The sequence below is a fragment of the Sphingomonas sp. genome (genome assembly GCF_025362505.1).
In the GTDB taxonomy this organism is placed as follows: Bacteria; Pseudomonadota; Alphaproteobacteria; order Sphingomonadales; family Sphingomonadaceae; genus Sphingomicrobium.
The window spans coordinates 1-3380 of record NZ_JANYGG010000102.1 but is presented as its reverse complement, the minus strand read 5'-3'; the positions used below and the strand labels follow the sequence as shown (position 1 = coordinate 3380).

The 3380-nt window shown below is 64.1% G+C and carries 4 protein-coding genes; 1 reads left to right on the top strand and 3 read right to left on the bottom strand.

Going from position 1 to position 3380, the window contains the following annotated elements; translation table 11 throughout:
* A partial coding sequence (locus tag Q0R27_RS09845; protein ID WP_293943887.1) for a formyltetrahydrofolate deformylase occupies positions 1 to 481 on the top strand: 481 nt, incomplete at its 5' end.
* A gap of 8 nt (positions 482 to 489) precedes the next feature.
* Here the strand turns inward: Q0R27_RS09845 and Q0R27_RS09840 are convergent.
* The 3 genes from Q0R27_RS09840 to Q0R27_RS09830 all read right to left on the bottom strand — a co-directional run.
* The gene (locus Q0R27_RS09840) at positions 490 to 1566 is read right to left on the bottom strand and encodes an alcohol dehydrogenase family protein (protein WP_293943885.1); all 1077 of its coding nucleotides are present in this window, start codon (positions 1564 to 1566) and stop codon (positions 490 to 492) included.
* Complete coding sequence (locus Q0R27_RS09835) at positions 1567 to 2814, bottom strand: aromatic ring-hydroxylating dioxygenase subunit alpha (protein ID WP_293943883.1); 1248 nt, start codon at positions 2812 to 2814, stop codon at positions 1567 to 1569. It lies immediately after the preceding gene.
* The coding region (locus tag Q0R27_RS09830) for a glycine cleavage T C-terminal barrel domain-containing protein (protein WP_293943881.1) at positions 2814 to 3380 on the bottom strand (567 nt) is incomplete at its 5' end. The genes Q0R27_RS09835 and Q0R27_RS09830, both read right to left, overlap by 1 nt.

The following is a 3380-nucleotide window of genomic DNA, read 5'->3' as shown; positions in this document are numbered from 1 at the left end:
GGCGTTCGACCAGTTCGACCTGCGCGACATCCCATTCCACTACTTGCCCGTCACCGCCGCCACCAAGCCCGCGCAGGAGGCCGAGGTCGCCCGCCTGTTCCGCGAGACCGGCGCCGAACTGGCGATCCTCGCGCGCTACATGCAGGTCCTGTCCGACGAGCTCGCCGAAAGCTTCGCCGGGCGGTGCATCAACATCCACCACAGCTTCCTGCCCGGTTTCAAGGGCGCCAAGCCCTACCATCAGGCGCACGAGCGCGGGGTCAAACTGATCGGCGCGACTGCTCATTATGTCACCGGCGACCTCGACGAGGGACCGATCATCGAACAGGATGTCGAGCGGATCAGCCACGCCGACACCCCCGACGGCCTCGTCGCCAAGGGCCGCGACATCGAGCGGCGGGTGCTGTCGCGCGCCGTCGCGCTTCACTTGAGCGGGCGCGTGCTCCTCAACGGGACCCGCACCGTGGTTTTCCGCGACTGACGGTGGGATTAGACGAGCAGCACGATCTTGCCGATGTGTGCTTTCTCGAGGAAGGCCTGCTGCGCCGCGACGATCTCGTTCAGCGGATAAGTCGCCGCCACCAGCGGCCTTATCTCGCCGCGTTCGATGTATGAGACCAGGTTCGGGAACACGGTCGGCTCGATCACGGTGCAGCCCAACAGCCTCAGATCCTTGAGATAAAGCGTGCGCAGGTCGAGTGAAACGATCGGCCCGGCAATCGCACCGGCGACGGCGTAGCGCCCGCCGCGCTTCAGCAGCTGGAGCAGTTCATCGAACTGCGAACCGCCAACGACATCGATCACCACCTCGACGCTCTCGCGACCAAGCTCGTTCAACAGGTCGGCACCTCGATCGATCGTCCGATCGGCGCCGATCGCTCGCACTGCCGCAGCCTTGTCCGCCCCGGCAACCCCGATCACCCGCGCCCCGCGCCGCTTGGCGAGTTGCACCGCCGAGCTGCCAACGCCGCCCGACGCGCCGGTGACCAGCACTGTTTCACCCGCCGCGAGCCCGGCCCGCGTGAGCATATTCTCCGCCGCCGAATAAGCGCAGGGAATCGAGGCAAGCTCGGCGTCGCTCCACGCGCAATCGACCGCGTGGGCGTGACGCGACGGGGCAACCGCATATTCGGCGAACGCACCATCGATTTCCGACCCGAAATAGATCGCGCTGGCGAGCGCCGCACCCTCGGCTCGGAAGACCGGTTCGACGAGCACACGCGATCCGATCCGGCTCGCTGCCACGCCTTCCCCCACGGCGACGATCCGCCCGCACGCGTCGGCCCCCTGGATACGCGGGAAGTGGAAGGCCACGCCCGACCAGCCGTCGTTCTCGGCCCCCGCGATGCCCGACGCTCCGCCGACCTCGGTCGCCTCCGCCACGGCCTTCGAATACCATCCGATCCGCGTGTTGATGTCGGTATTGTTGACCCCCGCGGCGGCGATCTTGATGAGCACTTCGCCCGCGCCGGCAAGCGGCACCGGCACATCGTCGCGATACTCGAGCTTTTCGAACCCGCCGTTGCCGGTCAGCAGCACCGCGCGCATGACGGTCGGCAGGGTCATTCAGGCAGCGGTCGGCCCGAATTGCTGGAGATACCAGGACTGAAACTTGATCACACTGCCCTCCTGCTCGGAATAACGGCCGGGGCGATAGCGGCTCGACATGATCCCGGCCTGATTATCCTCGGTGATCTTTTTATCCTGCGTCGTGGTCGCGTGATAGCCCCAGATCATCTTGTCGATGTCAACCTGTTCCTGGGTCGCGCGGCCATCGACCAGCCAGATCATCTCGACATCCGATTGCAAGGCGGCGCGCGGGGTGAACAGGAACAGGATCGCGAAATGATCATCGGCGACGATCTGGCTGAACGGACTGAAACTCAAGTGCATCCGCCCACCGTCGGCGCTGCTGCGCTTCCCCATCAGTGGGGCGGGGGCAGTGCCATCCTGCGTTTCGGCGGCAAAGCCGTCCTTGTTCATTCGCTGCATCAGCAGGCGCAAATGGCTGCTAGCGGGGCCCTCGTCGATCGTGCCGACCGGTCGCCCGAGCGCGGCGGCGCTTGCCTCCCACGCATGGAGCTTGGGCATGAAGCCGGCCACCGCATCGGCGGGTCCAGAGCTTGGTCCAGCACCCACCGCGATGATCGATTCGGCCGCGTGCATCGAACAGAATTCGGGGTGCGAGGGAACGCAATGATAGCATTCGAAGAAATTCTCGACGACCAGCTTCCAGTTGGCGGTGGTCGGATAGCTGCCGCGATGCGCAATGCGTGCGTCGGCGATCCCATGATAATCGAGGATCGGCCCCATATCGCCGAAGGTCGTGTCGAAATCGTCGGGTTCGCCTTCACTCATGTTGATGAAGATGAGCCCGTGGAACACGCGGATATGGCAGGCGAACAGGCCGTTGTCGGCCTTGTCGAAATCATCGGGCATCAATCGCGCGGCGATCAGCTTGCCGTCGAGTCCATAGGTCCACGCATGGTAAGGGCAGACCAGCCGTGGGGCATTGCCGCTGTTGGCCGAACAGAGCGTCGACCCGCGATGGCGGCACACGTTGAAGAATGCTCGCACGCTGGTCGCATTTTCGCGGATAACGATGATTTGCTCGACGCCGATGCGAAACAGGAAATAGTCGCCCTTGTTCGGCACCTGCGATACATGTCCGGCGAGGATCCATTTTTGGCCGATAACCTGCTCCATGTCGGCCTGGAACACCGCGTCGCTGACATAATATTCCTGGTCGAAGCTATAGCCCGCGCGCGTCATCGCGGCGAGGCGGTGCATCGTTTCAACTGAGGTTTCGCTCATCACATCCTGATCCGCGCGCTGGTGGGGTCGAACAGTGGCTTGAGCGATGCGGTGGCGGGGTGGCGCACCCCCGCGATCTCGATTTCATAGCCGTCGGCGTCGATCGCCCCGACGACCCCTCCGTCGACCGCCGTGACATAGCCCAAGCCGCAGGCCGAGCCGAGCGTGTGGGCAAACATTCCCGACCGGATGTAGCCGGCGATGCGATCGCCCTGCCAGATCGGCTCATTGTGATAGAGCATCGGTTCGGGCGATTTCACGAGAAACTGGACCAGGCGCTGGCGGAGGCCGCTTTCCTTCTGAGCTACGAGTGCATCGCGTCCGATGAAGCCGCCCGGCTTATCCATCCTGACAGCAAAGCCCAACCCGGCCTCGAGCGGCGTATCCTCGTCGGTGATGTCATGGCCCCAGTGGCGATAGGCCTTCTCCATCCGCAGCGCATTCAGCGCATGATAGCCGCAGTGCTTCAGGCCAAACGCAGCCCCCGCAGCGACGATCTCGTCATAGACCCCGGTCATGAATTCGGTCGGGATATACAGTTCCCAGCCCAGCTCTCCGACATAGGT

Bases quoted from the DNA above. Each gene is read 5' to 3' on its own strand.
- Q0R27_RS09840 (WP_293943885.1), bottom strand. From the start codon at position 1,566: ATGACCCTGCCGACCGTCATGCGCGCGGTGCTGCTGACCGGCAACGGC.
- Q0R27_RS09835 (WP_293943883.1), bottom strand. From the start codon at position 2,814: ATGAGCGAAACCTCAGTTGAAACGATGCACCGCCTCGCCGCGATGACG.